A 13,558-nucleotide genomic window follows, 5' to 3' on the forward strand; every position below is an offset into this window, starting at 1 on the left:
ACGCCGTGCCGTGGATCCTGCTGCTGTTGATAAGCCTGTTTAGTGCGCCATCGCTCGCCGTGGCGATCCCCGGCGTCACCACCGGAACAACCACCACTCAGCAAAATAAGCCGCCTCCGGAGCCGGATGCAGAACAAAAAAAAGCGGCCTATAGCGCACTTGCCGACGTCCTTGAGAACGATGCCTCCCGCAAAGAGCTCATCGAGCAGCTGCGTAAAGCCGCCGCCACGCCACCGCAGGAGTCTGCTCCTGTCCTCACCCCGCCGCAGGTGGAGGAGCAAAAAACGGTGCTGGAAAACGTCACCGACGTCAGCCGCCACTATGGTGAAGCGCTCTCCTCACGCTTTGCCCAGCTCTACCGCAATCTGATGGGATCGCCGCATAAGGCGTTCAATTCGCAAACCTTTACCGCGGCTGCCACCCAGTTTTTGATGCTGGCCGCCGCCGTTTTTATTTTTTACTGGCTGGTGCGCCTGGCCTTTGTACCGCAGGATGGGCCACTGGGGACGAAAAAAGAACCAGCATAAAAGCAGCTGGCTGCATCTTCCCGCGATGATCGCCGGGGCGTTTATCATCGATTTACTGCTGCTGGCGCTGACGCTGTTTGTCGGCCAGGTAGTGGCCGATCGCCTCAACACGGGCAACAAAACCATTGCCTTTCAGCAGGCGCTCTTCCTGAATGCGTTTGCGCTCATCGAATTTTTTAAAGCGGTGCTGCGCGTCATCTTTTGCCCGCGCGTGCCTGAACTTCGCCCTTTCAATATCACCGACGACAGCGCGAAATACTGGGCCGTGCGGCTAAGCGTACTCAGCGGCCTGATAGGCTACGGCCTGCTGGTAGCCGTGCCGATCATCTCCAACCAGGTTAACGTGCAGTTTGGCGCGCTGGCGAACGTGATGATTATGCTCTGTATAACCGTCTGGTCCCTTTACCTTATCTTTCACAATAAAAAGGCGATCACCGAAAGTCTGCTACATCTGGCCGATCGTTCCCTCTCTTTCTTCAGCCTGTTTATCCGCGCCTTCGCGCTGGTGTGGCACTGGCTGGCGAGCGCGTACTTTATCGTCCTGTGCTTCTTTTCGCTGTTCGATCCGGGCAATAGCCTGAAATTTATGATGGGGGCAACGTTCAAAAGCCTGGCGATTATCGGCGTTGCGGCCTTTGTGTCGGGGCTGCTGTCGCGCTGGCTCTCGAAAACCGTCACCCTGTCGCCGCAGGTACAGCGTAACTACCCGGAACTGCAAAAACGGGTGAACGGCTGGATGTCAGTATCGCTTAAGGTGGCGCGCATTCTGACCGTCTGCGTGGCGATCATGCTGCTGCTGAATGCGTGGAGCCTGTTTGATTTCTGGAACTGGCTGCACAACGGCGCAGGTGAGAAAACCGTCGATATTTTAATTCGTATCGCGCTGATTCTCTTCTTCTCCGCCGTCGGCTGGACGCTGCTGGCGAGCCTTATCGAAAACCGTCTGGTGTCCGATATTCATGGCAGACCGCTTCCCAGCGCCCGTGCACGCACGCTGTTAACGCTGTTTCGCAACGCGCTGGCGGTGATTATCAGCACCATCACCATCATGATTGTGCTCTCGGAGATCGGGGTGAATATCGCCCCGCTGCTGGCGGGTGCCGGTGCCTTGGGGCTGGCGATCTCCTTCGGTTCACAAACGCTGGTAAAGGATATTATTACCGGCATCTTTATCCAGTTTGAGAACGGGATGAACACCGGCGACCTGGTGACCATCGGGCCGTTGACCGGCACGGTCGAGCGGATGTCGATTCGTTCCGTCGGGGTGCGCCAGGATACCGGGGCGTACCACATTATTCCGTGGTCATCGATCACCACCTTTGCCAATTTCGTGCGCGGGATTGGCTCCGTTGTGGCCAACTACGATGTGGATCGTCATGAGGATGCGGATAAAGCGAAGCAGGCGCTGCGGGATGCAGTCAGCGAACTGATGGAGATGGAGGATATTCGTGGGCTGGTGATTGGTGAACCGTCGTTTGCCGGCATCGTTGGGCTGACCAACACGGCGTTCACCCTGCGTGTGTCGTTCACCACGCAGCCGCTGAAGCAGTGGACGGTGCGTTTCGCCCTCGACAGCATGGTGAAAAAACACTTCGATCTGGCGAACGTGCGGATGCCGGTGCAGACGTATCAGGTGTTACCGCCGCCCACCTCACCGCTCCCTCCGCAGGAGCCGACGCTGTAACCGGGCCGGGTGGCGGCTTCGCCTTACCCGGCCTTCGATGGGGTGCTATTTGCGACGTTTGTTATCGTCCATAAACGACCAGGCGATGAAGCGACTCTGCTTCTGGCCCTGCGCCATCTCTTTCTTCACTACTTTTACGGCACCCGCTTCGGTCAGCGCGCGGTAGAGCGGAGGCAGGTTATCCCCGCGGGAGACCAGCGTAGTGAACCACTTCACCTGACGGCCAAACTGTTTGCTTTCTGCAATCATGCGCAGGATAAAAGCGACTTCCCCGCCCTCGCACCACAGCTCCTGCTGCTGGCCGCCAAAGTTCAGCGCGGCGTCTTCCGCCTGACCGAGGTTGCGGCGTTTGCGCTCACTGCCTGCGCGGGCTGCCGCCGCAGAATCATGGAACGGCGGGTTGCACATCGTGGCGTCATAGCTTTCGTTTTTGTGAATAATGCCGTTGAAGATCGCAGCCGCCTCTTTCTGACGACGCAGACGAATGGAACGACTCAGGCCAGGGTTTGCGCTGATAATCGCCTGCGCGCTGGCAAAGGCCTCGGCTCCGATTTCGCTGCCAGTAAAGCGCCAGTGATATTCATGCACGCCAATCAGCGGGTAAATCAGGTTTGCCCCGGTGCCAATATCCAGGATGGAAGCCTGCTGGGGTAAAGCGCCGTCACGATCTTCGGCAAGCAGATCGGCAAGGTGATGAACGTAATCAGCACGGCCCGGCACAGGTGGGCAGAGAAAGCCTTCCGGAATATCCCAGTGCGCCACACCGTAGAAATGCGCCAGCAGCGCTTTGTTCAGCATTTTCACCGCCTGCGGGTCGGCAAAGTTGACAGACGGCTCACCCGCTGGGGTCTGGACAATGTAGTCCTGCAGCGGAGGGCAGCTCTGGCACAGGGCGTTCATGTCGTAGCGGCTGCGGTGGCGGTTTCGTGGGTGCAGTCCCGGCTTGTGGGAAGTCATGGCGTTCTCCTTTAAACAGCGGCGTAAGATACCCTTTGCTGGCTCAGCGGTAAATCTTTCTCTGCGCCGCTTAAAAACTCGTCATAAATCAAACACCTTTATCTCTATGATCTGTCAGCGGATTGCCAATTTTTATCGTTCAAAAAATAAGCAGATCATCATCAAATATTTGCGCTAAGTCACACTCGGCAGGCTTCTAAACTTAAAGGGAATCACCTGTTGTTTCCTCATGAGGATGTGATTATGAAAAAGTACCTGACCCTTGCTGTTATCGCCGGCGTCCTGGCGACCGCTTCATTTTCTGCAATGGCCGTCCAGTCGCTGACCCAAAGCACCGATACCAGCCAGCTGCGTCCGGCGGGCACCGTCTCGGTAAGCCGCGCAAGTAATCTGGACGATCTGCAAAATAAACTGGCCGAAAAAGCCCGCCAGGAAGGTGCCAAAGGCTTCGTGGTGAACTCCGCTGGCGGAGATAACCATATGTACGGCACGGCGACCATCTATAAATAGTTTCCCCCTCCACAAGACTGCATCTGCCTGCCAGATGCAGTTTGCCCCCTTGATTGTTCATTTTTTAACCCCATATTACTGGCAGGGTGTATCACGATTTCAGGAGGATATATGGCTTCCGGCTGGGCAAATGATGACGCTGTTAACGAACAGATCAACAGTACCATTGAAGATGCGGTGGCGCGCGCTCGCGGTGAGATTCCGCGCGGCGAAAGTCTGAAGGAGTGCGAAGAGTGTGGCGAGCCGATTCCGGAGGCACGCCGTAAAGCCATTCCCGGCGTAAGGTTTTGCATCGCCTGCCAGCAGGATAAAGATTCAAAAAATGCTTCACATTCAGGTTATAATCGCAGAGGATCGAAAGATAGCCAGTTACGCTGACTCTCCTTTACCTAAGTTAACCCTGCCTGCACGTACCTTTACGCTCACGGTTTTTAGCGTACCGCGTAGCAAAATGTGCCCTTCCCCGTTCTTCTGTAAAGCGCATCAGCAAGAAGTGTAAAGCGCTGGTTTGAATTTATTAATATTCAATAAGTTATTTGTCATTCAATTTTTTTGACTGACCACGTCAATTCTCTTCGATTTTATCTCTCGCGAAAAACCGTGATACTTATCACATCGACGGAACATCGTCCCCTTAACAGAATAACCTGCGAGAGATTAATTATGAAAACCATCAAATATGCTGTTGCTGCTGTTGCCCTGTCCGCTCTGTCCTTTGGTGCATTCGCTGTAGAGCCTGTTTCAACCACTCAGGCACAGAGCATGAATAAAATCGGTGTGGTAAGTGCAGAAGGCGCGACCACGCTGGACGGCCTGGAAGCCAAACTGGCTGAGAAAGCTGCTGCTGCCGGTGCAAGCGGATACACCATCACTTCCGCTAACACCAATAACAAACTGAGCGGTACTGCGGTTATCTACAAATAATTGCCTGGATGAATGCTGTACCCTCGCCAAACCCTCTGGTGAGCTGCTCCAACCCTCATTGACCCTGTTGTATGTTACCCTTGCTTGCCCGTCCGCCACTGGACGGGCTTTTTTTTGCCTAAAACGCCGCTTCCACGCGTTTCAGACCGGCCTCGACCGTGTCAGCTTCCCCGGTTGCCAGCAGGCAGCAGGCCATCTGCAGCTTAATGGCATGCGGCACAGGCACTTTTCCGGCAAGGCACTGTTCAATCCAGCGCGCGGTGGTGAGCGGATCTTTCGCCTCGGGGAGGAGGACTCCCGTATTCTCTTCCCCACGCTCCAGAACCGCGCGCGTACCTGCAGAATCAATCAGCATCACCTGCGGGCAGCGCTGCGGGTTCGCATAAACCTCACCTTCGGTGCCGTGCATCAGTAACGCCCTTCCGCCAATGGCCTCAAAGAATTGTCCCACGCGCGCCACGTATTCCGGGTGCGAGACGCTGGAGAGACGCAGGGCGGCATCTTCGCCAAACGGCGTGGCCAGTTTCGCCAGCGTGTGTGCGCTGTTACGCACGCCCATTCGCCAGCGCATATCAAGCTGCTTTTCCAGCGGCGGGCACATTGCACCGATGGGGATGTAAACCGGTTCATGACCCTCCAGCTTTGCCTGCGCCTGGCCCGCATGACGCGTGGGTTCAATCCCCAGCATGCCGAAAATGGTCTCCGTCAGCACGCGGGTGGGATCTTCGCTGACTCCGTGTACCACCACCGGGAACCCCAGCTTGTGTAATAAGATCGCCAGCAGCGGGGTCAGGTTTGCCTGCTTGCGCGCGCCGTTGTAGCTCGGGATCACGATCGGCATGGGCTTTGCCACGGGCGGCGTTAAGCGCAGCGTCTGCGCCTGCATAGCCTCATAAAAGCCGCGCATCTCCGCTTCGCCTTCGCCCTTGATGCGCAGCGCAATCAGGATGCCGCCCATCTCCAGGTCCGGTACTTCGCCATTGAGCATATGGGTATACAGTGCGCGAGCGGTTTCCTGGTCCAGATCGCGGGCGTGGTTTTTGCCCCGGCCTACCTCTTTGATAATCTTGCGATAATCCACGACGTTTCTCCTGAAAATATCATCTTATTAACAATATAGCCCCGTTGAACGCCCGGACGTTAGTTTTTTCGACACAATCAATGCACTGTTTTTATGACAAAAAATGAAACTCAAGGATTATTTCAATTATTTGTGATTTCTACAGAAGATTCTTAATTCGTCATTATTTGTTTAAATAACCAGCGGAAAGTTATTAAAGGTCAACGGTGAAAACGTCCAGGCAACGCTATCACCAGAAACATACCAGGATTTGTTATGAACAAGGTTGCTTTAGGTTTAATCATCGCCGCAGCGGTAGGATGTTCTGCATCCGCATTTGCGGCAACCAACGGTGAAGGCCAGATTAATTTCACCGGCGAAATCATCGATTCTGCTTGCCAGGTCGTGAATGGGTTAAGTAATCCATTAAATGTTCAGCTGGGCAAAGTGTCTAAAACGGTATTTACCGGTGCAGGCTCCACCAGCACATTAACGAAGTTTGATATTCAGTTAACCAATTGCCCGGAAACGGTTACCTCCGCCGCCATTAACTTTGGCGGGACCCCGGATGCGAATAACAATTCAACGCTTGCTTTAACGCCAGATACCGATGCGGCAACAGGGGTGGCGATTCAGCTGGTGGATGCCTCGCAGCAGCCTGTCAGCCTGTATACGCCGTCTCAGCAGTATCAGTTAACCTCCGGCACGGCGGTTAACGATCTGGAGTTCGGCGCACGCTATATTCAAACCGGCCCGGCAATTACCGCAGGCCCCGCTAACTCTGTATCGACCTTCACCGTTATTTATAACTGATCTTATCAATCCTGAGATATTAATGCTTTTGCGAGCATTAATATCTCATCTATTTATTGAGAAATCTTTATGCGCCACGGTTATTTACTGAGCACTCTTTTATTGGTAGCCGCCACTGCACATGCAGGTGTCATTATTAATGGCACTCGTCTGGTCTATCAGGGAGATAAAAAGGAATCATCTCTTGGTCTTTCAAATCCAGATGCGACGGATTATCTGGTGCAGTCCTGGGTTGATTCCGGCGGTAAAAACCTGGCCAAAGCCCCGTTCCTGATCACCCCGCCGCTTTTCCGTCTGGATGCGAAAGAAGATAACGTTCTGCGCGTGGTACGTACGGGCGGAAATTTACCGGAAGACAGGGAATCCCTGTACTGGTTGAATATTAAAGCGATCCCGTCCTCAAAGCACGTTGAGGGCGTGAATACGTTGCAAATTGCGATTAATACCCGCATTAAATTGCTCTATCGCCCGACTGCAGTAAAAGGCAGACCAGAAGATGTGGCCGATAAACTTGAATGGCATCGTGAAGGTAACGATCTGGTGGTGAATAACCCCACGCCGTTCTATATGAATTTCCAGACCGTCACGCTGAACGGTCAGAAAGTAACAAAAGCCACCTGGGCCGTGCCGAAAACGGAAACGCATTTTGCCTTACCGGGTAACGTTGGCGGCTCGAATGTCACCTGGTCCATTATTACTGATTACGGCAGCATCAGCCATACCTGGTCGAAATCCGTTCATTAATACTCCCCCGGTAATAAAATAATCATGTACAGCGATAAAAAGCCGTTTACCTGTCGATTTTCGTCATTGCTGGTCATTCTCTGTGGCCTGGCAATGGCGATCTTTGCGCAGCAGGTTATGGCTGATGATTATTTTAACCCTGCCCTGCTGGATATTGATAATCCCCAGCAGGGAAAAACCGATTTGTCCGTCTATGAAAAAGGCCCTGGCCAGGCGCCGGGTAAATATCAGGTCGCGGTATTTATCAATAACAATAAAATTGATACCCGCGATGTCACCTTTACGCTGCAGAAAGACGCTCAGGGCAACAGCACGCTGCAGCCTTGCTTTAGCCTGGACGATTTAAAAAGCCTCGGCATTAAAACCAAAAAATATCCCCGCCTAATGGCCAAAGGCCAGTGCGCCGATTTACACGCCATTCCTGCGGCATCCGCAACTTTTCGCGTTCGCAACCAGCAGCTGCTGCTGAGTATCCCTCAATCTGCGCTCGGCCAGGTGCCTCGCGGTTATATCGACCCGAAAGAGTTTGACGAAGGGATTAATGCGGGCCTGCTTAATTACAGCGCGAACGCCAGCCAAAGCCATGCGCGTCAGCCGGGCGAGCAGGATAACAGTAGCCAGTACGTTAACCTGCGTCCCGGTTTTAACATCGGTGCCTGGCGCGTGCGCAACTACTCCACGTGGAATCGCAGCACCCAGGGCAAGGAAGAGCAGCAAAAATTCTCCTCCGTTTATACCTATGCCCAGCGCGATATCGTGGCGATGAAGAGCGATCTCACCGTTGGGCAAAGCACTTCGCCTTCTGATGTTTTTGACAGCGTGCCCTATACCGGCGTAGAGCTTAAATCCGACAGCGACATGCTGCCCGACAGCGAGAAAGGCTATGCGCCGATTATTCGTGGCACCGCCCACAGCAACGCGCTGGTGATGGTTCGCCAGAACGGCTACGTCATTTACCAGAACACTGTCGCACCGGGCGCGTTCGAGATTAACGACCTCTACCCAACAGGTAGCAGCGGCGATCTTCAGGTGACGGTCAAAGAGACCGACGGCAGCGAAAGCCATTTCGTCGTGCCGTTTGCCTCCGTTCCGGTATTACAGCGTGAAAAAAACCTGCGCTACAGCGTAACCGCCGGGCGTTATCGTTCGTATGACAAAGACGTCGAAAAGACCCCGTTTGCTCAGGGCAGCGCGATTTACGGCCTGCCCTATGGTTTCACCGCCTACGGCGGCGTGCAGCAGAGCAGCCACTATCAGTCACAGGCCATCGGTGCCGGGAAAAACATGGGCGATTTAGGGGCGTTCTCCATCGACGTCACCCGTGCGAAAGCCCTGCTGAAAAAGCAGCAGTCCAGCAAGGGGCAGTCCTGGCGCGTGCGCTACAGCAAAGATTTTGCCGGTTCAGGCACCAACTTCTCGCTCGCGGGCTATCGCTACAACAGCAAAGGGTTTTACACCCTGGAAGACACCATGGAGTCTTACACCCGCTCTGACGACTGGTCTGCCCCTCAGCAGCGCCGCGCCCGAACCGAGGCCACCGTCGACCAGACGCTGCCTGAAGGCTGGGGGTCCGTCACCCTGAGCATGGTGAAAGAGACTTACTGGAGCCAGAGCCAGAACATGACCTCGATGAGCGTCAGCTACAACAACAGCTGGCACGGCGTGAGCTACAGCCTCAGTTACAGCATGAACAAAAACACCAACGACAGTGATGAAGACGGTAATGAGGTGACGAACGACAACCAGTTCTCGCTGAGCGTCTCGGTGCCGCTGGATCACTGGATGCATAACACCTGGGCCACCTACAACCTGAATAACACCAAAGACGGCACCACCCAGAACATCGGCCTGAACGGCACGGCGCTGAAGGAAGACAACCTGAACTGGAATATTCAGGAAGGTTTGAGCAGTACCGGCAGCGGTAACTCGACCAGCATGAACGCCGATTACAAAGCGACCTACGGCGAAGTGAGTGGCGGCGTCAGTCAGGATAAGTATCAGCAGACCGTTAACGTTGGTTTGCAGGGTGGCGTGGTAGCCCACGCGAACGGCATCACCCTGAGCCAGCCGCTGGGTGAGACCATCGCGCTGGTGAAAGCACCCGGCACGCACGGGACGCATATCACTAACCAGACGGGCGTGGAGACCGATTTCCGCGGCTATACCGTCGTGCCGTTCGTCACCGCATATCGCCATAACACCATCGCGCTGGATACTGAAACGCTGCCGGACAACGCCGACGTGACGCACGCGGCGCAGGTGGTGACCCCAACGCGCGGCGCCGTGGTGCGTGCGAGCTTTAATACCCGCGTGGGCAGTCGCGTTCTGATGACGCTCACCCACAACGGCAAACCGCTGCCCTTCGGTGCAACGGTGACCACGGAGGATAAGGACAGCGAATTTATTGTCGGTAACGACGGACAGACCTACCTCTCAGGTCTGCCACAGCAAGGGCACCTCGCCGTCTCCTGGGGAGAGGATGTGAGCGAGCACTGCGTCGCTGACTACGCGCTAACGGATGAGAACGAGAAAACCAGCATTATCAACGCTGCGGCGCAGTGTCATTGATGCATCCATCAGGCAAATATTATGCAAATGATTAAACAGTGCTTCTTCTTACTGGTTCTGGGAACCGCCGCGTTATTTATGCCGCATGCGAAAGCGACATGCACCACGCCGGATCTGCCCAAAATGATCAATGTGGCATCCATCTCCGTCCCGACGACGCTGGCGGTTGGCGAGACCATTCCCGGCACCGAACAGATCACCCATGTCGCCGGTCATTGCGATCAGGCGGTAGAAAGCGGGCTGGAAATCGTCTCTTGCTATTACGGCACTGGCGCGGAAATCCCGGGCCTGAAAGGCGTCTACGATTCTGGCGTACCTGGTGTCGGTGTTGCATTGATGAACGATCGGGGCCAACGCATCAGCGGAGCCGGAGGCGTAAACTGCATCTCAACGGGAACGCCTGTGGGTTATGTCTCCAGTGATGGCAATCTCTCTTTTAACTTTGACGTTACGCTTGAGCTGGTCAAAACCAGCGATACGGTGACGTCAGGCACGCTGAATCAAAGCCAGACCCGTTTTGGGATTGGTGTATATCACCACGATGGCATCGGTGATCCAAACTCTGTCTCCTACGCAGGGAATATCAATGTCCAGCAGGTGACCTGCTCCGTCTCACCAAAAAGCCTGACCGTGGTACTGGGTGATTTCCCGGTCAGCCAGTTCTTCACACTCGGCCTGCTCACCGACGAAAAGGACTTTAACGTTAGCCTGAACTGTAATACCACGGTTCAGCCGGAGCTGAAGATCGGCAGTGCGAACGGCTATGTCCCCGGCTACGAAGGGGTGATTAAGCTGACCCCGGAAAGCGGCGTGGCAACAGGGGTGGGGGTATTTATCGTCGCCGATAACAAGGTTCCCGCTTTTGATGAGTACTTCACCACCTCAGGCACCGCGAACGCCAACGAAACGCTAAACATTCCCTTTAAGGTACGCTACGAGCAGATAAGCGATACCGTCACCCCCGGACCGGCCAATACCGTGGCGACCATTACCGTTGCATATAAGTAGGTTAATAATGAAAAAAACGCTGATTTTGCTGGCTCTCGGTCTGTTGTCCACCGCTTACGCTGAAGACATTCAGATAGCGATGACGGGAAATATTTATGCCAATACCTGCTCAGTCGATACGGCAAGCCAGAACCTGACCGTCGATTTAGGGCAGGCAGTTGCGGGCAATTTTAAAGACGTGGGGGATACCGGCGAGTGGAAAGCGTTTGATTTGACGCTCTCAAAATGCCCGTCGACCACCACGCTTGCGACGGCGACATTTATGGGCCAGGCGGACGCCGCCCATCCGAACAAATTTGCCAACACGGGCAGCGCGGGTGGACTGGCGCTGGAGCTGGCAGACCGTCCGGACAATATGTTGATCGCCCCGCAGGCCAGTTTCAGCGCGCTCGTCAACCAGAGTGACCACACCGTCGATTTCCCGCTGGCCGCGCGCTATTACACCACCTCAATGCCGGTCAGCGCAGGCACCTTCAACAGCGTTATTCAGGTCACCTTCACTTACCAGTAGGACCGCGCCCCTTAGCACGGATGCTTTTCTTACGCCCGGAGGTCAGTTTTGCCGGGCGTTTTTTTACTTCCGGCACATCCGGTTGCTCAATCGGGAAGATCGGCAGCGCGTTCAGCAGCCGTTGGCCGTAATTTTTGGTGAGCAGACGTTTGTCATAAATCACCACTTCCCCCCAGCAGCCGTGGCTACGGATCAGACGCCCGACCTGCTGAATCAGGTTAAACGACGCCGCAGGTAAACTTTGCACCTCAAACGGATAGCGGTTAAGGCTCTTCAGCCATTCTCCCTCGGTGATCACCACCGGGCTGTCGATGGGCGGGAAGGCGATTTTATGGATGTGCACCTGCGTCAGGTAATCCCCTTTCAGATCCAGACCTTCGGCAAAGGACTGTAGCCCCACCAGCACGCTGCGCTCACCGTTATCAATACGCTTGCGGTGGGTTTCCACCAGCCGGTAGCGCGGCTGATCGCCCTGCACCAGCAGGAGTAAACGCAGATCGGTAACGTGCTCCAGGAACCGCTGCATCGCGCGCCCGCTGGCAAACAGCACCAGCATGCCGGGGTACTTTTTACTCTCGACCTGTTCTCGGAAGTAGGCCGCCATCTCCGCAATATGCTGCTCTTCGTTGTCAATAAGCGGCTCGAATTTCATGCGCGGAATGACCAGCTTGCCCTGCTCGCAGTGGTTAAACGGCGAGTCCAGCGCCACGAAACGGTCGCCCGCTTTCTCTTTTAGGCCGCTCATCTCCTGCAAACGAGAAAAACTGTTCAGGGAGCGCAGCGTGGCAGAGGTGACAACCACGTGCGGCACGCTGCGCCAGATCAGCTTTTCCAGCTGATCGGCCACGCGGATGCCCACGCAGTGGAAAAAGAGGTGCACCTGCCCGTCCCGCTCTTCGCGGGTGGCCCATTTGGTGACCGGCGCGCCGGACGCCTGCGCCATCGAGGCCAGCCGCCAGAGCTTGCTCTGAGCTTCAAACATCCCCAGCGCGCGGTTCATCTGCAGCAGAATGCGGTGCAGACGCACCACGTCGTGGGTGCCGGTTTTCTCGCTAAGATCGTTCAGGAACATCTCCGCCAGCCCGCGCAGTTTTTCCAGATGCTTCGCCAGCTGCTGGCAAATCTCCATCACCTCTTCAGGTAACTCACCCATCGCAAAGCGGTGTTCGGCTTCCTGCGTTTGCGGAAGATAAAGATTCAAAATGTTGTTGAGCGAGGCAATCAGGCTATAGACCTCTTCGCAGTGGTCGCTCAGCCGCTCCGGCACCGCCAGCGGCGGCGTGGTTTTCGGGCGGAACTGCTCCATGCAGGTGGCAATCAGCTTGCAGAACAGATCCAGCTGCAGGCGGAACCACGGGGCGGTAATTTCGGCGCTCATCTCCAGCGCGTCCCGCGCCACGTCCGGCAAATGGTGGCCTTCATCGAGCACCAGCAGCAGGTTTTTGGGTTCCGGCAGCACCGCTTCGCTCTCCAGCGCGGCCATCACCAGCGCGTGGTTAGCCACCACCACTTCCGCCTCCTGAATTTCACGCCGGGCGACGAAGAACGGGCACTCGCGATAGTAGTGGCAGTTGCGGTTCAGGCAGCTCGCTTTGTCGGTGCTGAGCCTGCGCCATAAATCGTCGCTGATGGCCTTATCAGTATGATCGCGCAGGCCATCCCACTTATAGCCGTCAAGATCGATCTTGAGCGTGGCGCAGAGTTCCTGCTCGGCTTTGTTGTTCGGCGTGAGATCGTCGTCGAGGAAGGCCAGCAGATCCTGCTGCGTCGCCTCGCTGCTGGCCAGCCCCGCCAGGTTACGCGGGCACACGTAACGCCCGCGCCCAAAGGCCGCCGTAAACCGCAGGTCGGGGATGATTTTGCGCAGTAGCGGTAAATCTTTGCTGAAGATCTGATCCTGCAGCGCCACGTTGGCGGTGCTGACCACCAGCGTTTTGTCCTCCTCCCGCGCGATCGCGATGCCGGGAATAAGGTACGACAAGGTTTTCCCGACGCCGGTCGGGGCTTCAATCGCCAGATGTCGCCCGTCGTCCCCGGCGAGCGTTTTTGCCACGTCAGCAATCATCTGCCGCTGCGGCGCTCGGGGGATGAAGTCGGGGATCTGCTGTTGTAGCGCCTTATACCATGCGCCAATTTGCGCCTTGAGCGCAGCGGTTAAAGCCATTGGAAAACCTGAAATACTGTATAAACAGCCACTATTGTGGCACTTTCTCTTCGCTGCCGCAAAAAGAAAAGCCCGGCTTTACGACCGG

Annotated in this window: 11 protein-coding genes and 1 pseudogene; 9 read left to right on the top strand and 3 right to left on the bottom strand. The window is 55.5% G+C overall.

The features are described 5' to 3' along the window. Positions 1-5 precede the first annotated feature (5 nt). Positions 6-2,211: pseudogene (gene ybiO, locus ACWKXT_RS05665) on the top strand (mechanosensitive channel protein). Between the two features lie 45 nt (positions 2,212-2,256). Here ybiO and rlmF read toward each other — a convergent pair. Further along, a complete protein-coding gene (rlmF, locus tag ACWKXT_RS05670) occupies positions 2,257-3,168 on the bottom strand; it encodes a 23S rRNA (adenine(1618)-N(6))-methyltransferase RlmF (protein ID WP_454528847.1) in 912 nt (303 codons plus the stop codon). A 243-nt stretch (positions 3,169-3,411) separates the two neighbouring features. Between rlmF and mcbA the strand changes: the two genes are divergently transcribed. The 3 genes from mcbA (at position 3,412) to ybiJ (ending at position 4,602) form a co-directional block, all read left to right on the top strand. Beyond that, positions 3,412-3,678, top strand: a complete 267-nt coding sequence (mcbA, locus tag ACWKXT_RS05675; RefSeq protein ID WP_454528846.1) for a DUF1471 family periplasmic protein McbA — start codon at positions 3,412-3,414, stop codon at positions 3,676-3,678. A gap of 111 nt (positions 3,679-3,789) precedes the next feature. Then, on the top strand, positions 3,790-4,056 hold the full coding sequence (locus tag ACWKXT_RS05680; protein ID WP_454528845.1) for a DksA/TraR family C4-type zinc finger protein: 267 nt from the start codon (positions 3,790-3,792) through the stop codon (positions 4,054-4,056). A gap of 285 nt (positions 4,057-4,341) precedes the next feature. Next, the gene (gene ybiJ / locus ACWKXT_RS05685; RefSeq protein WP_048957009.1) at positions 4,342-4,602 is read left to right on the top strand and encodes a DUF1471 family protein YbiJ; all 261 of its coding nucleotides are present in this window, start codon (positions 4,342-4,344) and stop codon (positions 4,600-4,602) included. Positions 4,603-4,720: 118 nt separating this feature from the next. Here the strand turns inward: ybiJ and ybiB are convergent, their stop codons facing one another. After that, positions 4,721-5,683 (bottom strand): DNA-binding protein YbiB, encoded by a 963-nt coding sequence (ybiB, locus tag ACWKXT_RS05690; protein ID WP_454531923.1) that lies wholly within the window; start codon positions 5,681-5,683, stop codon positions 4,721-4,723. Between the two features lie 255 nt (positions 5,684-5,938). On the opposite strand from ybiB, the gene ACWKXT_RS05695 reads away from it, so the two are divergent. The 5 genes from ACWKXT_RS05695 (at position 5,939) to ACWKXT_RS05715 (ending at position 11,306) form a co-directional block, all read left to right on the top strand. Continuing rightward, complete coding sequence (locus tag ACWKXT_RS05695) at positions 5,939-6,475, top strand: fimbrial protein (protein WP_454531924.1); 537 nt, start codon at positions 5,939-5,941, stop codon at positions 6,473-6,475. A gap of 69 nt (positions 6,476-6,544) precedes the next feature. Beyond that, a complete protein-coding gene (locus tag ACWKXT_RS05700) occupies positions 6,545-7,219 on the top strand; it encodes a fimbrial biogenesis chaperone (RefSeq protein WP_454531925.1) in 675 nt (224 codons plus the stop codon). 24 nt (positions 7,220-7,243) lie between these two features. Next, positions 7,244-9,787 (top strand): fimbria/pilus outer membrane usher protein, encoded by a 2,544-nt coding sequence (locus tag ACWKXT_RS05705; protein ID WP_454531926.1) that lies wholly within the window; start codon positions 7,244-7,246, stop codon positions 9,785-9,787. Between the two features lie 21 nt (positions 9,788-9,808). After that, on the top strand, positions 9,809-10,795 hold the full coding sequence (locus tag ACWKXT_RS05710) for a fimbrial protein (RefSeq protein WP_454531927.1): 987 nt from the start codon (positions 9,809-9,811) through the stop codon (positions 10,793-10,795). A 7-nt stretch (positions 10,796-10,802) separates the two neighbouring features. Continuing rightward, entirely contained in the window at positions 10,803-11,306 is a 504-nt protein-coding gene (locus ACWKXT_RS05715) for a fimbrial protein (protein ID WP_148242778.1), read from the top strand. On the opposite strand, the gene dinG is transcribed toward ACWKXT_RS05715, so the two are convergent. After that, complete coding sequence (gene dinG, locus ACWKXT_RS05720) at positions 11,293-13,470, bottom strand: ATP-dependent DNA helicase DinG (RefSeq protein WP_454531928.1); 2,178 nt, start codon at positions 13,468-13,470, stop codon at positions 11,293-11,295. The two genes, ACWKXT_RS05715 and dinG, sit on opposite strands and share 14 nt — an antisense overlap. Between the last annotated feature and the right edge of the window lie 88 nt (positions 13,471-13,558).

The sequence above is a fragment of the Enterobacter sp. UPMP701 genome, assembly GCF_053709515.1.